Below are 21,633 nucleotides of genomic sequence, written 5' to 3'. Positions count from 1 at the left end.
GCGGGCGAGGGACTGAGGAGCAAACAAGTGTCTCGGCTGAGATCAGTCGTCTGCGGCGACGGGGCTTATCTGCCTGAACGCATTCTGACCAATAATGACATCGCCGGCCTGGTTGAGACCTCCGACGAATGGATCGTGCAGCGCACCGGCATTCGCGCCCGTCATATCGCGGCGGACGGTGAAACCACGTCGATGCTCGCCGTGCGCGCCGCGCAGGCGGCACTCGCCGACGCGGGTCTCGCCGCCGATGATATCGATCTCATCATCTGCGCGACGTCCACGCCCGACTTCACCTTTCCGGCGACGGCAACGCAGGTGCAGGCGGAGCTTGGCATCACCCATGGTGTCGCCTTCGATCTTCAGGCGGTCTGCTCGGGTTTTGTCTTCGCGCTGGCCACGGCCGACAAATTCCTGACGTCGGGCTCGCATCGCCGTGCCCTCGTCATCGGCGCCGAAACCTTCTCGCGCCTGCTCGACTGGAGTGACCGCACGACCTGCGTGCTTTTCGGTGACGGAGCGGGGGCCGTCGTGCTGGAGGCGCGGGAAGCGTCGGGAACCACCCACGATCGGGGTATCCTGACCACACATTTGCGCTCCGACGGTCGGCACCGTCAAAAGCTGTTCGTGGACGGGGGACCCGGCTCGACCCGTACCGTGGGGCATCTGAGGATGGAGGGACGTGAGGTCTTCCGCCATGCGGTTGGCATGATCACCGACGTCATCGAGGACGCCTTCCGCGCCACAGGCTTCACTGCCCAGGATATAGACTGGTTCGTGCCCCACCAGGCCAATAAACGTATCATCGATGCCAGTGCCCAGAAACTCGGCATCGCACCCGAGAAGGTCGTCATCACCGTCGATCGCCATGGCAACACCTCCGCAGCGTCTATCCCCCTGGCGCTCGCCGTGGCGCGGGCCGATGGGCGCATCAAGCGCGGGGATCTGGTGCTTCTCGAAGCCATGGGCGGTGGCTTTACCTGGGGTAGCGCGCTCGTCCGCTGGTGAAGACAGCGGCGCGGGCTCTGCCCGAGGGCTTGGATCAGTCTGGCTTTCGCGAATTCGGACGAATATATGTCGTGGAACGGATGCCTCTGCGATTGACCAGCCCGTCGCGACTGAATATCGTTGTAATTCAGTGAGATGCTTCTGTTGTTAAAGGTTGCTTGCAAGAGGGTGCCATGGCAGGTCGGACGGTAACGCGCGCGGACCTCTGCGAGGTGGTCTATCAGAAGGTCGGGTTGTCCCGGACTGAATCCGCTGCGCTCGTCGAGCTCGTCCTCAGCGAAATGTGTGATTGCCTGGCGCGGGGCGAGACCGTGAAGCTCTCGTCCTTCGGCTCCTTCATCGTGCGCGACAAGGGCGAGCGGGTCGGGCGCAATCCCAAGACCGGCATCGAGGTGCCGATTGATCCGCGGCGTGTGATGGTCTTCAAACCGTCGAACGTGCTGCGCGCCCGGATCAATGGCATCGAGGTCGAGGACGAGGCCTGACAGGCCAAGGGGCCTTCCGGCCTTGCGGCCCTTCGATAGGGTCTTCGCGTCGGTTCTTGCGCCTGTCCTTGCGCCTGTTCCGGCATCGGTCTCGCAGGGCGGAAGCGACAGGATGCCGTTCCGGTCGTGGAGCAGGTGGCCTGTGCTGCCGAAACGGACAGTTGGCGAAAGCAGGCATCCACGGTCCTCTTGCACAGTCCGCTTGGGCGCGAGGCCCAGGATTTCATCAGTTTCGTCATTAGATTTTGCATGCGAGCGTCATCGCGTCTTATCTTTGAGAGATCGCGTCGTCTGAGTCGGCGTTGATCGTGGGTCGGGTCCGGCTGGGCAAAGGTTGTTGGTGCGCGGGGGGACGATTTCAGGCCGCTTGAAGGGCTGCAACCGGCGGGACCGAGAACAAGTACACGGAGGAGTGGACGGTGGACAAAGGCCCAGACGCCTTTCGCACCATCAGCGAAGTCGGGGAAGAACTCGACGTTCCGCAGCACGTCCTGCGATTTTGGGAAACACGGTTCACACAGATCAAGCCGCTCAAGCGAGGCGGCGGGCGGCGCTATTATCGCCCTGATGATGTCGAGCTTCTCCGCGGCATACGCCATCTTCTTTACGGCGAAGGTTATACGATCAAGGGCGTCCAGCGCATCTTGAAGCAGGAGGGCGTGCGCTTCGTCCAGCAGGTGTGGCAGGAGCCACAGCAGCTTTCATCGCTCGGTGCCGGTCAGCGGTTCATCGATGATTTCGAAGAGGCTGCTGAGACCGACGAGGCTCGCGATGATCGCGTCCCCCCGGATGCGCATGGCCACCACGACGGCCGCCAGAATCTTGAGGCGGCATGGCAGAATACGCCAACGATGCCGCTCGCCGATGATGACCTGCTCGGCGCGACCCAGGCCGGCCCGCGCACCTATCAGCTGCGTCACCAGAACCATGAGGCTCTGCGCGGCCCGGATACGCCCCGCGACGTGCGTGAGCGGCAGGAGGCCACGCTGAATGACGCGGATGACCCGCGATCCAGCGAGGCTTTCGCAGCCATGGAGCGCAGCGGCCTCGATGAGGCCTCTCTCACGCGTCTGAGCATGGTTCTCGATGATCTGCGCGAATGCCGTCGCTTGATCGCCATCGCGCGTGGTGTCGTCGATGATGAGGGCGAGCGTTAGAGCAAATCCGGCTTCGATGGAATCGTCTGATAATCATCCAAGCTGTTGAATTTGCTAGTTAATTTCTGAGTGCCGCCAAGTCCGCAACAGACGGACTTGCTCTTGAGCATTTTCGAGCGAAGTGGACACCGGTTCGCGTGAAGACAATGCGTAAAAACAAAGGCCTGGAGCATATTCGGTGAACCGGAGTTCACCGAATATGCTCCAGATATCTCAGGTAGGTTCCTGGATATTCAGGTAGGTTCCTGGATATTATGAGGTTTTCTAATCGACGCGCGACCAGCCGTGCGGCAGCAGCCGCTCCTGAGGGCGAAAGCGCGTCTTATAGTGCATCTTTCGCGAGCCCTCGACCCAATAGCCGAGATAGACATAAGGCAGCCCGAATTCGCGGGCCTTGGCGATATGGTCCAGAATGATATAGCTGCCGAGGCTGCGGCTGCCTTCCTCCGGGGCGTAGAAGGAATAGACCATCGACAGCCCGTCGGCGAGGATGTCGGTCAAGGCGACGCCCATGAGCTCGCCCGGGTTCGCGCGATCCAGATAGGGACCTGTTCCCGGCTTCCTGTATTCGATCAGGCGCGTCGTGACGTGGCTGTCCTCGACCATCATGGCATAGTCGAGCACGGTCATGTCGGCCATGCCGCCGTCCGCGTGGCGCGTGTCGAGATACTGACGGAAAAGGCTATATTGCTCGGATGTCGGTGTTGCGCTCCGCACCTCGGTCGTGAGGTCGGAATTGGCGGCGAGGATGCGCCGGAAACTGCGCGACGGCGAGAATTCGTCGACAACGATGCGCACGGATATGCAGGCCCGGCAGGTCTCGCAGGCCGGGCGATAGGCGATCGTCTGGGAGCGTCTGAAGCCGCCTTGGGTCAGGATATCGTTGATCTCTGCCGCGCGCTTTCCCACAAGATGCGTAAACACCTTGCGTTCCTCGCGGCCAGGCAGATACGGGCAGGCCGACGGAGCGGTGAGGTAAAACTGCGGAGTATCGCGCGGCTGTGTCGTCACGCTGGCGCCCGCTCTTTCACTCGGTGTGATCCTTTCACCGTCATCACGATAGCACCGAGCTGACGGCTCTCAAATATGCAATACGCGCCGCAGGACCGGCGCGGCTCAATCGCGGATCACGGCGAGTTGGGCGAGGACATCGTGCAACATGCGCCGGTCGCTCCGCAGGAAGCCCGTGATGATATCGATGGCGAGCAAAAAGCCGGTGCTGGCAGCGACGTAAAAGAACAGGGCGTGGATCGCCGCCGTTATGAAATCAGGCCGGCCATAGGGACCGATGACCTTCAGGCCCATGAGGCGCATGCCGATGGTCGACTGGCGTTCACCGCTGACGGTCACGGCGCTGTAAAGGATGCCCGTGCAGGCGCCGACCAATGGAAACAGGAACCACGCAAGGCCGAAGGTAATGGCGCCCAGCACGGCCACCACCATGAACAGCACGAGCATCAGCAGCGCGATCACCACGAGGTCGATCAGATAGGCGAAGAAGCGGGGCGTGATGACCCCGCGGATCGCGGCATAGTCGTCGATCGTCGTCATCGGCTGGGGCGCCTGGTGGGGCGGCAATTGGCTCACGTGTTCACTCCCGTACGACTCCCACGCTTGTTGAATGATAATACGAACCGGATGTTCCGTCGCCGGTCTCAATGGCCCTGTTCGGCCCGACTTCTGGCATCGACGCGCGTGGGGGCGAGGCCATCCTCCGCCAGGGCGTTCAGAATGCGGCGCGAATGCTCGGCATCCCGGGTCTCAATGGTGAGATCGATGGATACGCCCTTCGCCGGCACATCGAGGAACAGCCGACCGTGTGAAACTTCGAGGATATTGGCGCCGAGTTCGCCGAGCCGGCTGGCGATGCGCCCGAGCAGCCCCGGCCCGTCATTGGTGATCACCCGGAAGGAGACGATGCGGTCCGCCCGTTCCAGGGCCCGCACCATCACCGAGGCCAGGAGCCGCGCGTCGATATTGCCGCCGCTCAGGACGAGCCCGACCTTGCGCCCCCGGAAGCGCTCGGGATAGGCGATGAGGGCGGCAAGCGCGGCCGCGCCCGCGCCCTCCGCCATGCTGCGCTGGAGCGTGGCATAAGCGTTGACGGCACTCTCCAGCGCGGTCTCGTCGACCACGACCACATCGCTGGCGAGCTGGCGCACCACGGGCAAGGTCAGCTTGCCGACGTTCTTCACGGCGATGCCCTCGGCGATGGTCGGGCCGCCGATCGGCGCATCGCGTCCGGTCAACGCGTTGGAGAAGGAGGGATAAAGAGCCGCCTCCACGCCGATGAGCTCGATCTCCGGCTTGAGGGCCTTGGCGGCGGTGGCGATGCCGGCGAACAGGCCGCCGCCGCCGATCGGAATGACGAGCACATCGAGATCGGCGTTGTCGGTCAGGATTTCAAGGCCGACGGTCCCCTGGCCGGCCATGATGGCCTTGTCGTCATAGGGGTGGATGAACACCAGATTCTCGGCGATGGCGATGGTCTCCGCCCGGACGGCGGATTCGGTCAGGGTCTCGCCGTCCAGCACCACATGCGCGCCATGGGCGCGGGTATTCTCGATCTTCACGAGCGGCGTGGCCTCGGGCATGACGATCGTTGCCGGAATGCCGAGCCGCTTGGCGTGATAGGCGACAGCCTGCGCGTGGTTGCCGGCCGACATGGCGATGACGCCGCGCCGGCGCTCCGCCGGGGTGAGGCTCGAAAGCTTGACGAGGGCGCCCCGCTCCTTGAACGAGCCGGTGGCCTGCATGTTCTCGTATTTGACGTAGACGTCCGCGCCGGTCAGCGCACTCAGCGAGGGCGAGGGAAGAAGCGGCGACCGGACAACGGCATTGCCCAGGATGCCGGCTGCCCTTTCGATGTCGGCAAGGGTCAGGATCACATCGGTTGTTGTCGGCACGGCCACCTCTCCACGGGACTCTATCGGCTTGCTGGGGTTTCTCCGCTTAGAGCATTTTCGCGTTTCTCCGAATCGCGAAAATGCTCCATGTCTTTGTTTCAGCGCATTTTCTTCACGCGAACCGGTGTCCACTTCGCTCGAAAATGCTCTAGCATAAATTCCCTTGTGCATCTGCGGCGAGTTGCTGCTATCCGCGAAATTCGATATTTTTATTATTTTTCAGAATATTGAAACGAGGGCCTCATGTTTTTGTTGATCTTTCGCCGAGCGTCGTAAGTGGATCCGTTCCGAACAGGCCCTGCGGGCGAATGATCAGGATCAGGACAAGGAGGGCATAGATCGCGATATCGCGTGTTTCGATCGGCATGGTTGCCGACCAGAGAACCTCGGCCGCACCGACGATCAGGCCGCCGAGAAACGCGCCGCCGACAGAACCGATACCGCCGAGCACGGCAGCGATCAGCGCCTTGAGGCCGAGCGACATGCCGGTCGTATAGCCCACGTTGCCGTAGTAGATCGCCATGATGAAGCCGGCAAAACCTGCCAGCATGCAGGCCGTGAGGAATGTCCTGTCGAACAGTCGGCCACCATCGATGCCGCATAGCGCGGCGGCGCCCGGGTCGTCGGCATAGGCGCGCCACGCCCGGCCGAAGCCGGTCAGGCGCATGGCCATGATGAGGGTGATCGCGACGCCAAAGCCAATCACACTGATGGCAAGGTTGATGGGGGTCATCGTCACCGCAAAGCCATCGGCCTGGGCAAGCGGCAGGGGGTTGTTCCAGACGGGGGGCAACCATTGGGCGTAGCTGCCCTGGGTGAGGCGCAGGTACTCCGCCATTGCGATCGATAGTCCGAGGCTGGCAATGAGAACCCGTTGGCTGCTGGCCTTGCGAAGCGGGGCGATGGCCATGCGGCCGAGCACCACGCCGTGCAGGCCGGACGTGGCGAGCGCGAATGCCAGGCCAATTCCGATGCCGACGAAGGGCGAATAGACACCACCGGCGAGCGCGATGGCGACGCCAAGAGCCGTTGCCGTTCCGCCGAGAACGGCAAATTGCCCGAAAGCGAGGTTGATGCGGCCGATCAAGCCGAAGATCAGGGCATAGGTTGCCGCGATCAGGCCGTAGATGGCGAGCAAAGGCAGCGCTGAGACCGCCTGCTGGAGCCCGATGCCGACGGTTCGCGACAGCTGGGGGGGCGGCTCTGCCACTGTGACCTCGCCCTGTCCTCCGTCGGGGGCGTCGAGGTAGAAGCGCTTCAGAAAATAGAAATTGGCATCGGCGACAGGTCCACGCTCGGTGGCGATGCCCACCAGCAGCGCCTTGTCGATGGCAAGGCCCGTGCCCGCGAAGCGGCAGAGCAGCACGCGCCCTCGCAATCGCCCGGACGGATCCTTGACGGTGTAGTCGATACGCAGGCTGTTGGGCAGGGGGCCGGACAGGGGCGCGGCGATATCGACGATTTCGCTGTCCAGATTGATCGCCGGCAGGACGGCGCGACAGACCCTTTCCTGGTCGGCATCCACCAGCCTGGTACAGGCCGCCATCGCCATGACGCTGAAGCCGATCAGGAACAGGACGACAAGGCGGCGCATGAGCGGGCCAATGGTGCGAGTGAATGCCTTGCTGAGGCGGGCAGGCTTGTGAACGGCACAGGTCGTCTGGTTTACGCGGGGCCGGCCATCGTCGCGGCCGGCTGGTCCTTCCAGGACGCTTCGTTACTTCACGGCCTTGAGCATCGCGGCGACACGCGGTGCGAAATAGGTCAGGATGCCGTCGGCGCCGGCGCGCTTGAAGGCGACGAGACTTTCGACCATGGCCTTGTCGCCATCGATCCAGCCGTTGCGGGCGGCCCCCTCGATCATCGCGTATTCGCCGGACACCTGATAGGCGAAAGTGGGCACGCCGAAGGTCTCCTTCACCCGGTAGATGATATCGAGATAGGGCAGGCCCGGCTTGATCATCACCATGTCCGCGCCCTCCTCGAGGTCGAGCGCGACCTCGCGGATCGCTTCGTCGCTGTTGGCCGGATCCATCTGGTAGGTGCGCTTGTCGCCCACCAGCGTCGCGTTGCTCCCGACGGCATCGCGGAAGGGACCGTAGAAGGCGGAGGCGTATTTCGCCGCATAGGCCATGATCTGCACATGGCCATAGCCGGATTCGTCCAGGGCGGTCCGGATCGCGCCCACCCGGCCGTCCATCATGTCCGAGGGGGCGATCACATCCGCTCCGGCGGCGGCCAGTGTCAGGGCCTGCGCGACCAGGAGCGCGACGGTTTCATCATTGAGGATGGTGTCGCCGTCCATAACCCCGTCGTGGCCGTGACTCGTATAAGGATCGAGCGCGACATCCGTGACGATGCCGATATCGGGAACGGCGGCCTTGATGGCGCGGACGGTCCGACACACGAGATTATCGGCGTTCACGGCCTCGGTGCCGTTGGGGTCGCGCAATGCCGGCTCGGTATAGGGGAAGAGCGCGATGGCCGGGATATCGAGATCGCGCGCGCGCCGCGCCTCGGTGACGATGCCCTCTATCGGCAGCCGCTGAACGCCAGGCATCGACTTCACATCGCGGGCCTCGCTGCCTTCGATCACGAACAGCGGCCAGATCAGATCGTTCGTCGACAAGGTGTTCTCGCGAACCAGCCGGCGTGCCCATTCGCTCTGCCGGTTGCGGCGCGGCCGGACGGTGAGGCCAAGTGACGGCGCCGCAAGTGACGGCGCACCAAGTGACGGCGCACCAAGCGACCTCACGCGCGGCGCCTCGCGCTTGGCGTGATCCATGGCCTGATCCATAGCGTGATCCATGGCGTGATCATTGACGTGACCCGCGACGGGGGAGAGGTTCTTGACAGACATCGGATCCGGTCCAGCCTTGAAGTGACACTCTCTCGCTTAGCATCTCGGCATGGATATCGAAATGCCGGACGGGTGATCTTGCCGGCCATGACGTCGCAGGGGATGCGGTCTTGCGATTGACGGCGCACCACCGTCCAGCCAGTCTTTCGCAGTCTCGGGCCAGGATCGGGACTTTGGTTGCGACAGTTGCGACGTGGACTGACAGGGCCGCGGCCCGGCATTTCCGCGGAAATCCTGGCCATAATGGACAGGCACCAGCCGCATTTCGTCTATACCGGATGCGGCGTGTGGAGGGGATTCGCTCCCAGGGGACGGCTTGCGCACACGATGACGATGGGTGAGAAGAAGCGATGGTACGGGCACGAGATGACCGATCGGAAGCGCAGCAGGGCTTCGCCGACGCCCTGACGAGCGATGAAGCCGCGGGCTTGCAATGGGACGTGGTGCTGGTCTGGTTCCTGCGGGCGATGGCGGTGGTCTGGCTGGTGACGGGGATCGGGCACTGGGCCATCCTGCTTGGTGTGTTTCCCGGCGACGCGCCCTTCGAGGGCAGACCGATGTCCTATCAGGCGACCACGATCTATTTCGCGATCATCGATCTCGTCGCGGCCGTCGGCCTGTGGCTGACGAGCACCTGGGGCGGCGTGATGTGGCTGCTCGCCGTGATGAGTGATCTGATTCTGGCGATCTTCTTTCCCCATATCATTGGTCACGGTTTCGTGACCGTCGCCGCCATGGTCACGCTCGTCGCGACCTATTTCGTGATCTCCTGGCTCGCCGCACGCACAGTCGACTAGCTCCCGCCGTCGATCGATCGGCGCTGGATGTTGCGCGCGATATGGAGCGAGTCGCATCGGAATGATCTGCGATGATGCAATATCTTGTTCATTTTATTGCTTAAATCGCTTTTCAGAGATCTCGCTTAGTCTCCGTCTCATGGTTTGCAGATCCGATCAACGGATCGCAAAGATAATTGATGAGGCGTCAGATGACTATTGCAGCACAATTGATTGGAAAAAGTGTTCCCGCGGCTGTCGAGGACGAGATCAGCGGGCTCTATCTGGAATCGTTGACGCTTGTTGAGCGTCTCCACCGCCGCCTTCTCGATGTCATCAAGGATGAATTCGAGCGGCGCGGTGGCAACGCGTTGAACAGTGTCCAGGCGCTCCTGCTCTACAATATCGGTGACAAGGAGCTCAGTGCGAGCGAGCTGCGCGCGCGCGGCTATTATCTCGGCGCCAACGTCTCGTACAATGTGAAGAAGCTGGTCGAGATGGGCTATCTGCAACAGACGCGCTCACGCGTCGACCGCCGCTCGATGCGCATCACGCTGACTGCGAAGGGCAGGGCGGTGCACGAGGTCATCACGGCGCTCTACGAGAAGCATATGCAGACGATTGCGCCGCTCGGCGGCATATCGCCCGATGACTTCAAGCTTCTGAACCGCTCGCTGCTGCGGCTCGAGCGCTATTGGACGGATCAGATCCGCTACAAGCTCTGATACGCCTCCAGGGCGAGGGCGTTGCAACAAGCCGGCAAGGTGGGTCCGGACGAAGGCCCCGGTCGCCGATGGCGGGTTCCAGGATCGCCTTGCTGCTTGTTGCGCCGCGGCAACATAGGATTGACGACGCAGGACAGGTGCCGCTAGATGCCACAAATTAGCCCGACTGCTCATGGTTGTTTAACGGACTACCGCTTACAGTTCGACCGATCGGACCCGGCGGTTGTTACCCGCGCGAATCCGCACGGGTGTCGGGCATGTTGAGTGCAACAGTGGGATTGGGTCTGTGAGCCTTCGTTACTCCTTATCGAACGTCGGATTGCTGGCCGCAACGCTCGGCGTAACGTCGGTGGCTGCGGTCGAACTTGCGCAAGCGCAACAGGTGGCGCTCGGCTCCCAGGCCGAGTGGGTGCAGAGCTACGATGCCGCGTCGAGCATGCGTCTGCGTCGCTCCAATACGCCGACGCTGTCGGCCGAGGCCGTCGCGGCGACGGAAGCCGCGATCGCGCAGTATCGCGATATCGTGAACCGCGGTGGCTGGGGCCAGATCCAGGGCCGTCAGACGCTGAAGGTCGGCGTGCGCAGCCCGGCCGTGGTCGCGTTGCGGCAGCGCCTCACCATCAGCGGTGACTTGTCCGTCCAGTCCAGCGATACGGATATCTTCGATTCCTACGTCGAGGCTGCCGTCAAGCGCTTTCAGGGGCGCCACGGCCTTGCCCCGACGGGCGTCGTGAACGCCAGCACGATCGCGGCGATGAATGTCCCCGCCCAGGTGCGCCTGCAGCAGCTCGAGACCAACCTCGTCCGCCTGCGTTCGCTCTCCGGCAACCTCGGCCAGCGCTACGTGATCGTGAATATCCCGGCTGCCCAGGTGGAGACCGTCGAGAACGGTCACGTCGCGACGCGCCATGCGGCAGGCGTCGGCAAGATCGATCGGCAGTCGCCGATCATGAATGCCAAGATCACCCAGGTGAATTTCAATCCCTTCTGGACGGTCCCTGCCTCGATCATCCGCAAGGACCTCATTCCGAAGATGCGGACGGATCCGAGCTACCTCTCGGACCAGAAGATCCGCGTGTTCAACGGACAGGGGCAGGAAGTCCCGCCCCAGAGCATCAACTGGAACTCGAATGACGCGACACGCTTCATGTTCCGGCAGGATCCCGGCGCGGACCTGAACTCGATGGGCATGGTGCGCATCAATATCCCGAACCCGCATGGCGTTTACATGCACGACACCCCGTCCAAGGGCGTGTTCGGGGATGATTTCCGCTTCGTGTCGTCCGGCTGCGTGCGCGTGCAGAACGTGCGCGACTATATCACGTGGCTCCTGAAGGACACGCCCGGCTGGGACCGCTCGCGGATCGAGGCGGCGATTGCCTCGGGCGACCGTATCGACGCGACCATCACATCGCCGGTTCCGGTCTACTGGACCTATATCACGAGCTGGGCGACGTCTGACGGCGCCGTGCAGTTCCGCGACGACATCTACAATCGCGATGGCTTGAATATCGCGAAGGTGATGAATTACTCGCAGATCGAGGAAGATGTCGACGCGACGAACTGATCGATCCCGCTCCTCTGAAAAGCCCGCCTCCGGCGGGCTTTTTTTATGGGGACGTCGAGCCCGGCGCGTAGGGCGCCGGGGCTCCGGAGCCTGGTCCTTACAGCGCTCGTGCCCAGTCATGGCCCGGGTGGACGCGATCAAGGCTGTTCTTCAGCCATAGACGTTCTGCCGGAGGCAGGAGCGGAAGGGCTCGCGCGAAATCCTCCTCGTCCTTCGGGCGCCTGTATTTGGCCTTGAACAGAAGGACGGCGGACGGCTGGAGGTAGGGGATGCCGTCGGCGGTCAGCGCCACCATCTCAGCCCGCGGACGCCTGATAGCCGGATCTCGCTTGTAGACCCATGTTTCGGGGGTGCCATGTTCGATCATCATGTCGATCCGCCAGCTTTGCCTGGAGCGATCGAAGCACCAGATCTGGACAATATCCATGGCCGGTTCCTCACCGGGCGACAGATTTTCGATCATGCCGTTCCTGACGGTGTAGAATTCCAGCGTCGCCAGGCTTTGGCGAAAGGCGGCGAGATCTTCCCGTAAGACCGTGAATTCGAGATCGCTGTGCTCTCGTGTCTCATGCCCGTGCCAGAGATCGAGCGCCCAGCCGCCAACGACGCACCACGGGCTGGATACGCCGGCGATGCGCCGGGATAGCTCGGCTGGGTGCCACGACGCCCAGGCATTCTGATCCGGGATATTCAGTGGATTCGGCATATCTGCACACAAGGTTGGTTCTCGGGGGAGCCGGGCTGTTCCTTATGACGTGAGGCCGCGATCGCGCAATTGGCGCAGCAGGCGGCCGCTATGCCCGTCGATCAGCTGCCGCCAGGCCGTCGAAGCGTACCCCGGGGTGCGTCCAATAGCCCGCCTGCGCTTGTTTTGGCCGTCCCGTGTTGGCCTCGATCGTGGCCCATGATATGGGGACGGCGCGGTGGAGAGCCTGTCAGCCGACGGTCTTGTTCGGGAGCACGGGCGGCCCTTGACACCGCTGGCGGCGGCGTGGCCCCTTTCGCGCCGTCGATACCGTTCTGGCACGGGAGTAGAGACGATGAGCGCATATGAAGTCGCGGCTGGAAGCCATTTGACCAACAGCTTTTTCTCCGCGTCGCTGGCGGATGCCGATCCGGAGATCGCGCGCGCCATTGAGCTCGAGCTTGGTCGCCAGCGCGATGAGATCGAGCTGATCGCCTCGGAGAATATCGTCTCGCGCGCCGTGCTGGAAGCCCAGGGCTCGGTGATGACGAACAAATATGCGGAGGGTTATCCGCGCCGGCGCTACTACGGCGGTTGCCAGTTCGTCGATATCGCCGAGGATCTCGCCATCGAGCGCGCCTGCCGCCTGTTCGATTGCCGCTTTGCCAATGTGCAGCCGAATTCCGGTTCACAGGCGAATCAGGCGGTGTTCATGGCGCTGATGCAGCCCGGCGACACCTTCATGGGGCTCGATCTCGCCGCCGGCGGCCATCTGACCCACGGCGCTCCGCCCAATATGTCGGGCAAGTGGTTCAAGCCTGTTCCTTATCCTGTGTCCGAGACCGACCACCGGGTCGACATGGACGCGGTGGAGCGCCTCGCGCATGCCCATAAGCCCAAGGTGATCGTGGCCGGCGGCTCGGCCTATGCCCGCCATTGGGATTTCGAGCGTTTCCGGGCCATTGCGGATGCCGTCGGCGCCTATTTCATGGTCGACATCGCCCATTTCGCAGGGCTGGTGGCCGGTGGCGCCCATCCCTCGCCCTTCCCGCATGCCCATGTCGTCACCACCACCACCCACAAGACCCTGCGCGGTCCGCGCGGCGGCATGATCCTTACCAATGAGGAGGATCTGGCCAAGAAGATCAATTCGGCGATCTTCCCCGGCCTCCAGGGCGGGCCGCTGATGCATGTCATCGCGGCCAAGGCGGTCTCCTTCGGCGAGGCGCTGAAGCCGGACTTCAAGATCTATGCCCGCGCCGTCGTCGAGAACGCGACCGTCCTGGCGGAAGGCATTGCGGCGGGCGGCTATGACATCGTCACGGGCGGCACCGACAACCACCTCATGCTGGTCGATCTCCGCCCGAAGAAGCTCACGGGCAAGGCCGCCGAGGCCGCGCTCGGGCGGGCGGGAATCACCTGCAACAAGAACGGCGTGCCGTTCGACCCGGAGAAGCCGACGATCACCTCCGGCATTCGCCTCGGCACGCCGGCGGCGACATCGCGGGGCTTCGGCGTCGCCGAGTTCAAGCAGGTCGCTGCGATGATCGTCGAGGTGCTGGACGGCCTCGCGGCTCAAGGCGACGTGGGCAACGCGGCGACCGAGGCGGCCGTCCTCGCGCGCACCCATGCCTTGACCAAGCGCTTCCCCATCTACGGGTGATAAGAATCGCTTGACATTGTTCGGCCCTGATATGGTTTTGTCGACGCAGCGCGGGGGCGCTGCGTCCTGAAACCGGAGTGAAGCCATGCGTTGCCCGTTCTGCGGCAGTCTCGACACGCAGGTGAAGGACTCCCGGCCGACAGACGATCATTCCTCCATCCGCCGCCGGCGTGTCTGCCCGGATTGCGGCGGACGGTTCACCACCTTCGAGCGCGTGCAGCTGCGTGAGCTGATGGTCTTGAAGCGGTCGGGGCGACGGGTGCCGTTCGACCGCGACAAGCTCACGCGGTCGGTGAATGTCTCGCTGCGCAAGCGGGCTGTCGATCCCGAGCGGGTGGAGCGGCTGATCAACGGAGTGGTACGCCAGCTCGAGAGCACCGGCGAGTCTGAAGTCACCAGCCAGATGATCGGCGAAGTGGTGATGAAAGCGCTCCGCAATCTCGACAGCGTCGCCTATGTCCGCTTCGCGTCCGTTTATCGGAATTTCCGCGAGGCGCAGGACTTCAAGGCGCTCATCGGCGAACTGGCCCTTGAAGAGTTGCCCGTCGAGACCGATGTTGGCGATGCGGCCCATGGGGCTGCTGCCGATACGGCCGACACGAAGACCTGAAACTTGCCCGCGACCGATTTTCTTTCGCTGCGCCAGGCATCCCTGGATCGCCGCTTCATGGCTGATGCGCTGGCGCTCGGGCGCCGCCATCTCGGGCTGACCTGGCCTAACCCCTCGGTTGGCGCGCTTGTCGTCGCGCCGGGGCCGGAGGGGCTCATCCTCGGCCGCGGCATGACGCAATCCGGCGGCCGCCCGCATGGCGAGCCTGTCGCGCTGGCTGCGGCGGGTGCGGCGGCCCGCGGCGCGACGCTTTACGTGACCCTGGAACCCTGCTCGCATTGGGGACGTACGCCGCCCTGCGCCGATGCGATCATTGCCGCCGGGATCGCGCGCGTCGTCTCGGCGCTCGAGGACCCGGACCCGCGGGTGGCGGGCACAGGCCATGCGCGGCTTCGCGCGGCCGGAATCGACGTGACCACGGGTCTTCTTGCCGCCGAGGCGGAGCGCACGCATCGCGGCCATATCCTGCGTGTGCGGGAAGGGCGCCCCGCCGTCACGGTGAAGCTTGCCATGACGGCGGACGGCTTCGCCGGGGTCGCGGGTGAGCGCCTGCGCATCACCGGCCCTGTCGCGAATGGCCATGTCCATCTCATGCGCGCCCACGCCGATGCGATCATGGTCGGCGTGGGCACCATTCTGGCTGACGATCCGGCCCTTACCGTGCGGTTGCCGGGCATGGAAGCCTATTCACCGGTGCGTGTCGTGATCGATACGATGCTGCGTACTCCCCCGGGGGCGGTTGTCGCCGAGACGGCGGGCCTCTATCCCACCTGGATCATCGCCGGCCGTGATGCTCCTGTCGCGGCCGAACGGGCGCTGGTGGCGCGGGGCGTCGAGGTGATGCGGCTTGGCTCCACCGGCACGGTCGATCTTCACGCCGCCATGCGGCTTCTTGCGACGCGCGGCGTGACGCGCGTGTTCTGCGAAGGGGGGCCGCGGCTGGCTGATGCGCTGGCGGCAGCTGGGCTCGTCGACGAGCTCGTCACCGTGTCGGGTCCGCGCCCCCTCCGGGCGCTCTCGGCGCGGCCGGGCATCCCGGCGCTCGGACCGCATCTCGCGGGACTGGCGCGCGGCGGGATTGTCAAAACCGTCGCCACATGGGATGCCCCCGCTAGGGACGCATCGGATTGCGATGACGATCGCGCAGCAGGTCACACGGCCGGCATGGCGGGTGGAGCCGTCGATCGGTTCACTATCCTTGAGAGGCCAAGTTCATGTTTACCGGAATCGTGACGGATGTCGGCGAGATTGCCGCCGCGGAGAACTTCCAGGGCACATTGCGCCGCCTCCGTATTATCTCCCACTATGATCCGGCCACGATCGCCATCGGGGCTTCGATCGCCTGCGGCGGCCCGTGCCTGACGGTCGTCGCCGTCGGCCCCCATGAGCGCGGCGCGTGGTTCGAGGTCGATGCGGCGGCCGAGACGCTCGCCTTGACCACCGTCGGGGGGTGGACCATCGGGACGCGCGTCAATCTCGAGCGCTCGCTCAAGATCGGCGACGAGCTCGGGGGACATATCGTCACGGGCCATGTCGACGGTATCGCCACCATCATCGCGCGCGAAGACATCACCGCGGTGGGCGAGGGGGGAGAGAGCGGCGGGGGCGAGCGCGACACAGGCGCCTGGGGAGCCACCGCGCGGTTTGATATTCGCGCGCCCAAACCCCTCGCGGCTTTCATCGCGGCCAAGGGCTCCGTTGCGCTCGATGGCTGTTCGCTCACGGTGAACCACGTCGAAGGTGACGTGTTCTCCATTCTCCTCATCCCCCATACCCTCGAAGTGACCACGTGGGGCGAGCGTGGCGTCGGCGATCCCCTCAATCTCGAGGTCGATCTCATGGCACGCTATGCTGCACGCCTTGCAGAGGCGCGGGGGGCGGGTTACTGACACTGGCCTGGTTCGTCCTATCTTTACGGTCGGGCCGCTTTTGTCATCTGTCCCATTGTCTTGTCCGGATCATTGTCATGGCCGCTCCACGCCAAAGCACACCTGTCGCCACCACCTCGGGGCCAGCACGCGTCCTCATCGTCGAGGCGCGCTTCTACGACGATCTGGCGGACGAGTTGCTGCGTGGCGCACGTCGCGCCTGCGAAGCCGCTGGCGCCTCTGTCGATGTGCTCACTGTGCCGGGGGCATTGGAATTGCCGGCCGTTCTGGCGATCGCCCTCGACGCGGCCGAGGCGCGCGGCATGCCTTATGATGCGGCCGTGGCGCTCGGCTGCGTGATCCGGGGCGAGACTGGCCACTATGACATCGTCGCCAACGAAAGCGCTCGCGCGCTCATGGATCTGGCCGTGAGTCGCCGTCTGCCCTTCGGCAATGGCATTCTGACGGTCGAGAACGACGAGCAGGCCTGGGCGCGTGCGCGCGTCGGCGAGATGGACAAGGGCGGCGGCGCAGCCCAGGCGGCACTCGCGGTCCTGCGCATCAAACGCGTATTGTCGGCTGCGGATACGGCCCGATGAGCGAGGCTGCTGTTTCCAAGGGCGAACGCCGCAGCGCGGCGCGGCTGGCCGCCGTGCAGGCGCTCTACGAGATGGATGTGGCGGGGACCGGGGTTATCGAGGCCGTCGCGCAGTTTGAGGCCCATTGGATGGGTCAGGAGATCGACGGCGTGTCCTTCAAGCCGGCTGAGGCCGCCTTTTTCCGGGATATCGTGGCCGGTGTCGTGCGGGAGCAGAAGTCCGTCGACCGCAAGGTCGATGCGGCGCTCGCCAAGGGCTGGCCGCTGACGCGGGTGGAGATCGTCCTGCGTGCCGTCTTGCGTGCGGGCTGCTACGAGCTGATGTTCCGCAAGGACGTGCCGGTCCGTGTCGTCATCTCCGAATATGTCGACGTGTCGCGCGCCTTCTACAGCGATGACGAGCCGGGCTTCGTCAATGCGGTGCTGGATGCCGTCGCCCGGGAGGTCCGGCCCGGGGAACTCGCACCGCGCGCCTGACCGAAGGCCACGGCGGACGCTCCATCCCCGCCAGAACAAATCCGGCTTGGATGGAACCGTCTGATAGCATCCAAGGCGGTGAATTTTCCCGTCAATTCCTGAGCGGAGCCGATCCGCAACAGACGGACTTGCTCTAAAGCCAGTACCGATAGGCATAGATGATGCTCATGGCGGCGCCGGCGACGATCACGCAGCGCCGCACATATTCAGCTGGCAAAATACGCACGAGAAAACCGCCGGCGTAGCCGCCGAGGAGCGCGCCGGCGAGCATCACGAGCGTCTCCGGCCATTGGACGGCGTCGCGCAGGATGAAGATGGCGATTGCCGCCAGACTGACGCAGGTGGCGAGGAGGTTCTTGAGCACCTTCACACGGCGAATGTCGACCGGGTCGGCGATCGATAGAACGGCGGTGAGTATGATGCCGAGGCCGGCGCCGAAGAAGCCGCCATACACCGATGCAGCGGCGAGCGTTGCCGAGGCTGCCCGTCGCGAGGGCTGCGCGGTGCCGCGCCGCTGCGCTGTCCACCTGCTGATCCGCGGCGCACAGGCGAAGACCAGCGTCGCGAAGCCGATCAGGGCGGGGACGGGCAGGATGAACAGGCGATCGGGAAGGGCGAGCAGGATCAAGGCGCCCGTCATGCCGCCGCCGATACAGAGCATGATCGACACGAAAAACGCCGCGTCGAAGGCGGGGAGTTTTTCCCGGTCCGCAAGGGCGGCGATCAGATGCCCCGGCGCGATGGCAACCGCGTTGGACGCATTGGCCGTGACGGCCGGCATGCCGGCCGCCAGCATGGCCGGAAAGGTGATGAGGGTGGCCCCGCCCGCCACGGCGTTGATGATACCCCCCGCCATTCCGGCGAGAGCGAGGAGAACGACGACACTCCAGTCCATGACACGCCTTTCGCGGAAGCGAGATAGCGTCGAGCCAATCCGTCTGTCGCGGATTCGCTCCGCTTGAGAAAAGACGAGCCAATTCATCGCCTTGGATGGTCTTGGACGATTCCCTCCAAGTCGGATCTAGGCCCCTTTCGCTTCGATGTCTGGAACGTTTGTGATCGGCGTCGCGGGCTATCGAGCCAATCCGGCGCGGATTGAATCAACCGGTGCCATCAAGGTCGGTGAGTTTGCGCGTTTGTTTGAGGGCCGTGCTGGCGTTCGCCGCGGACGGATGCGGCGCCAGGCCATCGCGATAGGCGCGGGGTGTCACGCCGAAGGCGCGGCGGAAATGGCGGCCGAAATGGCTCTGGTCCGCGAAGCCGCATTCGCAGGCGACATCGGCGATCTCCCGGCCGGCGCGCAGCCGATCCCGTGCCAGATTCAAGCGCTGGATCAGTCGAAAGGCATGGGGTGGCATGCCAACGAGGCGCTCGAACTTGCGGCTGAACGCCTCGCGCCCGAGACCGTGCTGCCGCGCCTGCAGCGCAACGGGCGCGCCGCTCAAGGCTGCGCTTCGCCACTGCCGTGCGGCTCCCGAGGCGCCGGAATGATCGGCGGGGCCTGGTTGGCCTTGCAGCCGGGCCGCGAGGCGCATAACGTCGATATCCGCCAGCTCTTTCTCCTGGATCTGTAAGACGACAGGCCAATAGCCGGGCTGAGACGGCGTGATATAGGCATTCAGGCACCGCGTATCCGGGTGCGATTGGGACAGGCTGCTATGTGGCACGCCGGCCGGGAACAGAATAGCGTGGCCCGAGGGAACGTGGAACTGCGCACGGGCGCTGACAAAATGGCGGCTGCCGCTCAATACGAGCGTCAACTGATCCTCCCTGTGGAAATGGGTGCCGAGCGCCGGCGCGCGATCGCCCTGCCAGATGCCGATTTCACAGCGCGGCGCTTCCAGCCGATAGCGCCAGCCGGCGGAAGCCGCTTGCTCGTGTTGTATGAACGTGGTCGCTGGGCTGCGCAAAGTCTCGGTAGCCATCGGAGCAACGGTGCATTATGTAGGCAAAGCTTCGCCAAAGGTGAGGTTGCGCAATACTAGAGCAAGAGTGGCCGGCTAACCAGAGCTCTTCACGGGTAGGTTGATCTGCCTTTGAGTCACGGTATAGAGACTGCGTGGGACCTTGCCTATCAGTCTTGGGGGAGACAATGGCACGGTTGACGAATGGCAAGTTTTACGCGCTTCACGCGCTCAGTCACGGCATCGTCTTCGAGTTTCGGGATTTTCTGACCCTGAGGAAGCGGTCGCGCGAGAAGCCCGCCTTCGGGGATGGCCGGCTCTTTCCCACGCCGAATGAAGTCACCGTGGCCTGGCTGACGCCCCGGCTGCGCGGCGATTTTGCAGTGGAGAGCCGGGCGGGGGGCATCACCCAGATGGTGATGCTTGGCGATAGTGGGGATGCGAGCGCGCTGGCGCGGGATTTGCGGTTTACCTTCATGCCGGGAGAGCGGCAGCGCTGTACCTATATGGCGCGCTATGAGGTCACGGCCTTCACGCATATGAAGTGGGCGAAGCAGGCCGGCCTGATCTGACCGAGTATCGCGTCCGCGCTCGCATGGCTGGACCGCAAAGACGTTCCCAGGCTGAGCGGCGCCTTCTCCCGGCCGATGTCCCGTTCTCCCTCGCATCGCGTCACGCCTCATAGGATGCGCGACGAATCGAGGCCGTGCTTGCGACATGCCGGACCTGCCATCCCATCCCGTCGCGCGGGCTTTCCACCTGCCGGGGTTCCCAGGCCCCTCATTGTCGATTTCTATGGATATCGCGATATTGCGAGGGCCGGGGTTGGAAGCCGACCCATCGCGACGGCGGATCTCGAGCGATAGGGTCGGCATCTGCCGCCCTCGCGCGACACAACGATGGCGTCAGAATCCGGTGTGCTGTTACGGCCATTTCGCTTTCGCGACTTGCGTTCTGGTCCTGCAGTGGACTATGTGAGGCGCGGCGGCTCGATCTATGACATCCAGAGGCATCCAGGCTTTTGCTCGGTGACGATGACCGAGCCTTATTTGGACGTCCTCACCGCGGCGCAGCAATCCCACGCCAAGGGCGCAGCGTCACGAAATGGGGGCACAGAGACAGCGGTCTGTCGCGTGCTTTTTTGAAGATTTGTTATATTTTTCAAGCGCGGGAGAGGTGGCCGAGTGGTTTAAGGCAGCGGTCTTGAAAACCGCCGTGCGGGCAACCGTACCGTGGGTTCGAATCCCACCCTCTCCGCCAGATTTTCTGTAAGTAATTGATTTAATTGAATAATTTAGGTTGATGAGATGGTCATCGGCCATTTCATACCACATTCCTATTTGGACAATCCTGGACGCTGCACGGTGCTGTCGTCCGATTCGCGAGATCACGGCCCCCGAAATTCTCGAGACCTTACGGCGGGTCGAAGTGCGCAGACGAGCGGGGTGGAATGAATGCGCGCTGGCTGCGCTCCACCACAGGCAGCGCGCGTGCCGATACTGACCCGACCTTCGCCTTGCGAGGCGCTCTGACCACACCGCAGAGGAAATCCTGGGCCGCCTTGACCGAGCCAAAAGCCTTTGGGGCGCTCCTGCGGGCAATCGATGGCTTCGAGGGTCAGGCCACGACGACAGCCGCGTTGAAGCTCTTGGCACTGCTCTTTCCTCGGCCGGGTGAGTTGCGAGCGGCCCATTGGTCCGAGTTCAAGCTGGACGAGGAGGTATGGATCGTTCCGGAAGCGCGGATGAAGATGCGCCGTCCCCATCGGGTGCCATTGTCCAAGCAGGCGGTCGCTATTCTCAAAGATGTGCAGCAACTCACGGGTCATGGCACCCTTGTCTTTCCCTCGATCCGCTCGGTCCTCTGTCCCATGTCGGAAAACACATTGAATGCGGCGCTACGTCGTTTGGGCTTCACCAAGGACGAGATGACCTCGCACGGGTTCCGCGCGAGTGCCAGCTCCATGCTCAACGAGAGTGGGTTATGGCATCCGGATGCCATTGAGCGGCAGCTTGCGCATGTGGAGGAAAACAGCGTCCGGCGCGCCTATGCTCGCGGCGAGCATTGGGACGAGCGCGTTCGGATGATGACTTGGTGGGCCGACCGTCTGGATGAGCTGCGCGCGGGTAACCTAAAGTGATCGCGCTCTGCTCCAGGTGCCGCTGAACGCGACTTTGGAAACCGCTTCCAAATGGGAGACTTGGGGCCGGAAGCTGTCAGTCCTCTTCCGAAGAGCAAGGTCGATAAAGCAGACATCCACAGTGCGTTCGAAACATGAAGTACCGATTCGAATCTCCTCCGGCGGGCCGAAGACGAAGAATCGGAGAACTACACCTACGCTATAGCT

21 protein-coding genes, 1 tRNA gene and 1 pseudogene are annotated in these 21,633 nt (G+C 63.7%); 15 read left to right on the top strand and 8 right to left on the bottom strand.

The window, feature by feature from the left end:
* The first annotated feature begins 27 nt into the window (after positions 1-27).
* From C7450_RS15135 to C7450_RS34570, 3 genes are all read left to right on the top strand, one after another.
* Positions 28-1,005: a beta-ketoacyl-ACP synthase III gene (locus C7450_RS15135; protein WP_110375294.1), complete on the top strand. Its 978-nt coding sequence runs from the start codon at positions 28-30 to the stop codon at positions 1,003-1,005.
* Positions 1,006-1,178: 173 nt separating this feature from the next.
* Positions 1,179-1,490: an integration host factor subunit alpha gene (locus C7450_RS15130; RefSeq protein ID WP_110375293.1), complete on the top strand. Its 312-nt coding sequence runs from the start codon at positions 1,179-1,181 to the stop codon at positions 1,488-1,490.
* Between the two features lie 419 nt (positions 1,491-1,909).
* Entirely contained in the window at positions 1,910-2,647 is a 738-nt protein-coding gene (locus C7450_RS34570) for a MerR family transcriptional regulator (RefSeq protein WP_245449773.1), read from the top strand.
* Between the two features lie 264 nt (positions 2,648-2,911).
* On the opposite strand, the gene C7450_RS15120 is transcribed toward C7450_RS34570, so the two are convergent.
* From C7450_RS15120 to hemB, 5 genes are all read right to left on the bottom strand, one after another.
* On the bottom strand, positions 2,912-3,658 hold the full coding sequence (locus C7450_RS15120) for an arginyltransferase (protein ID WP_110375292.1): 747 nt from the start codon (positions 3,656-3,658) through the stop codon (positions 2,912-2,914).
* 105 nt (positions 3,659-3,763) lie between these two features.
* Positions 3,764-4,234, bottom strand: coding sequence for an RDD family protein (locus tag C7450_RS15115; protein WP_146227343.1), 471 nt, complete (start codon positions 4,232-4,234; stop codon positions 3,764-3,766).
* A gap of 68 nt (positions 4,235-4,302) precedes the next feature.
* Positions 4,303-5,553 (bottom strand): threonine ammonia-lyase, encoded by a 1,251-nt coding sequence (locus tag C7450_RS15110; protein ID WP_245449771.1) that lies wholly within the window; start codon positions 5,551-5,553, stop codon positions 4,303-4,305.
* 241 nt (positions 5,554-5,794) lie between these two features.
* Entirely contained in the window at positions 5,795-7,147 is a 1,353-nt protein-coding gene (locus tag C7450_RS15105) for a branched-chain amino acid ABC transporter permease (protein WP_110375289.1), read from the bottom strand.
* Between the two features lie 123 nt (positions 7,148-7,270).
* Entirely contained in the window at positions 7,271-8,338 is a 1,068-nt protein-coding gene (hemB, locus tag C7450_RS15100) for a porphobilinogen synthase (protein WP_110375566.1), read from the bottom strand.
* Positions 8,339-8,763: 425 nt separating this feature from the next.
* On the opposite strand from hemB, the gene C7450_RS15095 reads away from it, so the two are divergent.
* The 3 genes from C7450_RS15095 (at position 8,764) to C7450_RS15085 (ending at position 11,481) form a co-directional block, all read left to right on the top strand.
* Entirely contained in the window at positions 8,764-9,210 is a 447-nt protein-coding gene (locus C7450_RS15095) for a DUF6163 family protein (protein ID WP_110375288.1), read from the top strand.
* Between the two features lie 191 nt (positions 9,211-9,401).
* Complete coding sequence (gene ldtR, locus C7450_RS15090) at positions 9,402-9,914, top strand: transcriptional regulator LdtR (RefSeq protein WP_110375287.1); 513 nt, start codon at positions 9,402-9,404, stop codon at positions 9,912-9,914.
* Between the two features lie 286 nt (positions 9,915-10,200).
* Positions 10,201-11,481: a L,D-transpeptidase family protein gene (locus C7450_RS15085; protein ID WP_410369441.1), complete on the top strand. Its 1,281-nt coding sequence runs from the start codon at positions 10,201-10,203 to the stop codon at positions 11,479-11,481.
* 97 nt (positions 11,482-11,578) lie between these two features.
* On the opposite strand, the gene C7450_RS15080 is transcribed toward C7450_RS15085, so the two are convergent.
* Positions 11,579-12,187, bottom strand: coding sequence for a nucleotidyltransferase domain-containing protein (locus C7450_RS15080; RefSeq protein ID WP_110375285.1), 609 nt, complete (start codon positions 12,185-12,187; stop codon positions 11,579-11,581).
* 334 nt (positions 12,188-12,521) lie between these two features.
* Here C7450_RS15080 and glyA point away from each other — a divergent pair, with 334 nt between their 5' ends.
* The 6 genes from glyA (at position 12,522) to nusB (ending at position 17,382) form a co-directional block, all read left to right on the top strand.
* A complete protein-coding gene (gene glyA, locus C7450_RS15075) occupies positions 12,522-13,829 on the top strand; it encodes a serine hydroxymethyltransferase (protein WP_110375284.1) in 1,308 nt (435 codons plus the stop codon).
* An 85-nt stretch (positions 13,830-13,914) separates the two neighbouring features.
* Positions 13,915-14,439, top strand: a complete 525-nt coding sequence (gene nrdR / locus C7450_RS15070) for a transcriptional regulator NrdR (RefSeq protein WP_110375283.1) — start codon at positions 13,915-13,917, stop codon at positions 14,437-14,439.
* 3 nt (positions 14,440-14,442) lie between these two features.
* Positions 14,443-15,672, top strand: a complete 1,230-nt coding sequence (ribD, locus tag C7450_RS15065) for a bifunctional diaminohydroxyphosphoribosylaminopyrimidine deaminase/5-amino-6-(5-phosphoribosylamino)uracil reductase RibD (protein WP_281064272.1) — start codon at positions 14,443-14,445, stop codon at positions 15,670-15,672.
* Positions 15,654-16,328 (top strand): riboflavin synthase, encoded by a 675-nt coding sequence (locus C7450_RS15060; protein ID WP_110375282.1) that lies wholly within the window; start codon positions 15,654-15,656, stop codon positions 16,326-16,328. The genes ribD and C7450_RS15060 overlap by 19 nt, the downstream gene beginning before the upstream one ends.
* A gap of 77 nt (positions 16,329-16,405) precedes the next feature.
* Positions 16,406-16,906: a 6,7-dimethyl-8-ribityllumazine synthase gene (gene ribH, locus C7450_RS15055; protein ID WP_110375281.1), complete on the top strand. Its 501-nt coding sequence runs from the start codon at positions 16,406-16,408 to the stop codon at positions 16,904-16,906.
* Positions 16,903-17,382: a transcription antitermination factor NusB gene (nusB, locus tag C7450_RS15050; protein ID WP_110375280.1), complete on the top strand. Its 480-nt coding sequence runs from the start codon at positions 16,903-16,905 to the stop codon at positions 17,380-17,382. The genes ribH and nusB overlap by 4 nt, the downstream gene beginning before the upstream one ends.
* A gap of 133 nt (positions 17,383-17,515) precedes the next feature.
* On the opposite strand, the gene C7450_RS15045 is transcribed toward nusB, so the two are convergent.
* Both C7450_RS15045 and C7450_RS15040 read right to left on the bottom strand, forming a co-directional pair.
* Complete coding sequence (locus C7450_RS15045; RefSeq protein WP_110375279.1) at positions 17,516-18,277, bottom strand: sulfite exporter TauE/SafE family protein; 762 nt, start codon at positions 18,275-18,277, stop codon at positions 17,516-17,518.
* 205 nt (positions 18,278-18,482) lie between these two features.
* Positions 18,483-19,307 carry a helix-turn-helix domain-containing protein gene (locus C7450_RS15040; RefSeq protein ID WP_110375278.1) on the bottom strand — a complete coding sequence of 275 codons (825 nt, stop codon included), beginning with the start codon at positions 19,305-19,307 and terminating at the stop codon, positions 18,483-18,485.
* Positions 19,308-19,474: 167 nt separating this feature from the next.
* On the opposite strand from C7450_RS15040, the gene C7450_RS15035 reads away from it, so the two are divergent.
* The 3 genes and pseudogenes from C7450_RS15035 to C7450_RS15025 all read left to right on the top strand — a co-directional run.
* Complete coding sequence (locus C7450_RS15035; RefSeq protein WP_110375277.1) at positions 19,475-19,858, top strand: hypothetical protein; 384 nt, start codon at positions 19,475-19,477, stop codon at positions 19,856-19,858.
* Between the two features lie 598 nt (positions 19,859-20,456).
* Positions 20,457-20,546, top strand: a tRNA-Ser gene (locus C7450_RS15030).
* A 111-nt stretch (positions 20,547-20,657) separates the two neighbouring features.
* A pseudogene (locus C7450_RS15025) lies at positions 20,658-21,426 on the top strand (tyrosine-type recombinase/integrase); the annotation flags it as partial.
* Positions 21,427-21,633 lie beyond the last annotated feature (207 nt).

It is taken from the genome of Chelatococcus asaccharovorans, assembly GCF_003201475.1.
Classification (GTDB): Bacteria; Pseudomonadota; Alphaproteobacteria; order Rhizobiales; family Beijerinckiaceae; genus Chelatococcus; species Chelatococcus asaccharovorans.
This window is presented reverse-complemented; position numbering and strand designations above follow the sequence as displayed.